This window comes from Inquilinus limosus MP06 (assembly GCF_000767795.1).
Lineage (GTDB): Bacteria > Pseudomonadota > Alphaproteobacteria > DSM-16000 > Inquilinaceae > Inquilinus > Inquilinus limosus_E.
Map to the genome: position 1 here is coordinate 1 of NZ_JANX01000726.1, position 2,610 is coordinate 2,610.

The 2,610-nt window shown below is 71.6% G+C and carries 4 protein-coding genes and 1 pseudogene; 1 reads left to right on the plus strand and 4 read right to left on the minus strand.

What is annotated here, in order from left to right:
• Nucleotides 1-193: hypothetical protein (locus P409_RS41045; RefSeq protein WP_238578817.1), on the minus strand; the 193-nt coding region annotated here is incomplete at its 3' end.
• On the opposite strand from P409_RS41045, the gene P409_RS31495 reads away from it, so the two are divergent.
• Complete coding sequence (locus P409_RS31495; protein ID WP_052121625.1) at nucleotides 192-773, plus strand: LysR substrate-binding domain-containing protein; 582 nt, start codon at nucleotides 192-194, stop codon at nucleotides 771-773. The two genes, P409_RS41045 and P409_RS31495, sit on opposite strands and share 2 nt — an antisense overlap.
• A 113-nt stretch (nucleotides 774-886) precedes the next feature.
• Here P409_RS31495 and P409_RS31500 read toward each other — a convergent pair whose 3' ends face one another.
• From P409_RS31500 to P409_RS39510, 3 genes and pseudogenes are all read right to left on the minus strand, one after another.
• Nucleotides 887-1,471: a nitroreductase family protein gene (locus P409_RS31500; RefSeq protein ID WP_034847821.1), complete on the minus strand. Its 585-nt coding sequence runs from the start codon at nucleotides 1,469-1,471 to the stop codon at nucleotides 887-889.
• A 76-nt stretch (nucleotides 1,472-1,547) separates the two neighbouring features.
• Nucleotides 1,548-2,216: a glutathione S-transferase family protein gene (locus tag P409_RS31505; RefSeq protein WP_034847823.1), complete on the minus strand. Its 669-nt coding sequence runs from the start codon at nucleotides 2,214-2,216 to the stop codon at nucleotides 1,548-1,550.
• A 134-nt stretch (nucleotides 2,217-2,350) separates the two neighbouring features.
• Nucleotides 2,351-2,610: pseudogene (locus P409_RS39510) on the minus strand (hypothetical protein); the annotation flags it as partial.

The window sequence follows — 2,610 nt, forward strand, 5'->3', positions numbered from 1 at the left end:
CACGCGGCGGGTGGACCTGACCGCCGCCGGCCGGGTGCTGGCCGAGGAGGCGCGGCGGGTGCTGGCGGCGGCGCAGGGCGCCCGCGACGCGGTGGCCCAGGTGCAGGGCCTGGCGCGCGGTCGGCTGGCGATCGGCACCACCCACAGCCTGGCGCCCTTCGTCGATTTGCCGGAGCTGCTGGCCCGCTTCCATGCCGCCCATCCCGGGGGTGGAGATCCAGCTGTGCCAGGGCGGGTCCGACCGTCTGTTCGAGAAGCTGCGCGACAGCCGCGTCGACCTGGCCTTCGTGCCCGATGCAGCCGGCGCCGCCGCCCGACGTGCAGGCCACCATGCTGGCCTGCGAGGAGCTGGTGCCGCCTGCCGCACGACACCGCTGGCCGGCCGCAAGAACGTGCCTCTCAGTCGCTTGGGCCGCGAGACCTTCGTCGATTTCCAGACCGACTGGGGCACCCGCCAGCTGGTCGACCAGGCCTTCGCCCGGGTGCGGGTGGAGCGCCGCACCGGCTTCGAGGTCAACGACCTGCCGACCGCGCTGGACCTCGTCGCCCTCGGCCTCGGCATCGCTTTGGTGCCGGAGGCGATCATCGCCGCGCATCCGGCCGACCCGCACCGCCCGCCGCTGGCGGTGGCGACGCTGGCCCCGCCCGAGATCTGCTGGGAGCTGGGCGTCGCCCATGCCGAGCGCGGCGCCGGCGACGGCCCGGTCAACCCGGCGGCGCGGGCCTTCCTGGCGCTGATGGAGTCGGAGCGCGTGGCCGCCGCGGCCGCGTGAGTCGGCGAGGCTTTGGTCGGAGACTGACGTTCCGGACGCCTACATTTCACCGTCATTGCGAGCGCAGCGAAGCAATGACGGTGCAGGACTTCGAGGCCGGGAAGTGCTGTCCCTCAGGCCACCTGGACCAGCGGGCCGGACCACTCCGAGACCACGTCGGACAGCGCCGGGCGCGGGCGGTCCTCCATCGGCTCGGACGGGGTGCCGAGATAGATGAAGCCGAGGATCTTGTCGGTCGCCGGGTCGTGGCCCAGCAGCTCGACGATCTGCGGGTGGAAGGCCGGCCAGCCGGTGATCCAGCTGCCGCAATAGCCCTGGGCGTGCGCCGCCATCAGGATGTTCTGGCACAGCGCGCCGCCGGACAGGATCTGCTCAAGCTCCGGGATCTTGCCGGGCTGCGGCTTGTGTGTGACCACCAGCAGCAGCGGCGCCAGCGCCGGCTTCTGCCGCATCGCCTCGATCTGCGCCTCGTTCGCCTCGGCGTTCTCGCGGGCGAAGATCTCGGCCATCGTCTCGCCCAGCCGCCGCTGCCCGTCCTTGCGCAGCACCTGGATGCGCCAGGGGGTCAGCTTGCCGTGGTCCGGCACCCGCGTCCCGGCCCGCAGGATCCGCTCCAGCGCCGCGGCGTCGGGCCCCGGCTCGACCATGTTGCGGGCCGGCACCGAGCGGCGCTTCAGCAGAAGGTCCAACGCGTCCATGCTTCGTCTCCGATCAGCCGCCGCCCGGGACGGCTCTATTTAAGAATCACTCGCAACAAAGATAGGACGGACCGGGTCAGAAATCCAGGTCGCGGTAATGCGCCGGCGCCGGGATGCCGGGGACGTGGTCCTCCAGCAGCGGCCGGAAGCTGGGGCGGGACTTTATGCGCGAATACCATTGCCGCGCCTCGGGGTGGCTGTCCCAGGGCACGTCGCCGAGATAATCGACCACCGAGAGATGGGCGGCGGCGGCGATGTCGGCCAGGCTGAACTCGTCGCCCGCCAGCCAGCGCCGCGACTCGGCGAGGTAGGAGATGTAGTCGAGGTGGTAGTGCACGTTCTGCCGGCCGGCGCGGATCGCGTCCGAGCTGGGCTGGCCGGTACGCATCACCCGCTTCATGAACTTCTCGCCGACCAGGTTCTCGGTAACCTCGCGGCCGAACTTCTGGTCGAACCAGACCAGGAGGCGCCGGGTCTCGGCCCGCGCCAGGGTGGTGTCGCCCAGCAGCGGCACCTCGGGATGCATCTCCTCCATGTACTCGACGATGACCCAGACATCGGTCAGCGTCGTGCCGTCCGGCTCGATCAGCAGCGGCACCTCGCCGGTCGGGTTGAGGGCGAGGAACTCCTCGCGGCGCTCCCAGACCCGCTCGACCTTCATGTCGCAATGCAGATCCTTCTCGGCCAGCAAGAGCCGGACAATGCGGGACTGGGCGGAGAGCCAGATATGGTAGAGGGTTCGCATGGCGCGCGAACTCTAACCGATGCCGCCATGGTTCGGTAAGAGTCGCGTTGCGCTGCGCCGGCACATGCCACCCCCGCGCCGGCGCCGGGAACCTCCCGGCCCGCTCGTGCCTTTGGTCCTGCTGCGACGCCGAGTCACGCCGCCACCGGCATGCGGAAGGCGGCGGCGAGGCCGCGCAAGGCCCCGGCGAGCCGGGGGTCGGACAGGCGCGAATGCAGCATCACCTCGATCGGGGCCAGAGCCGGCAAGCCGAGGCGCGGGCCGACATCGACGGTGCCGGGCGGCGCCGTCCGGCGGGCCAGGGGCGAGACGCCGAGTCCCGCCATGACCGCCGCGGCCACGGCGGAGCTGCCGCCGCCGACGAAGACCTCGGCCCAGGCGATTCCGGCGGTGT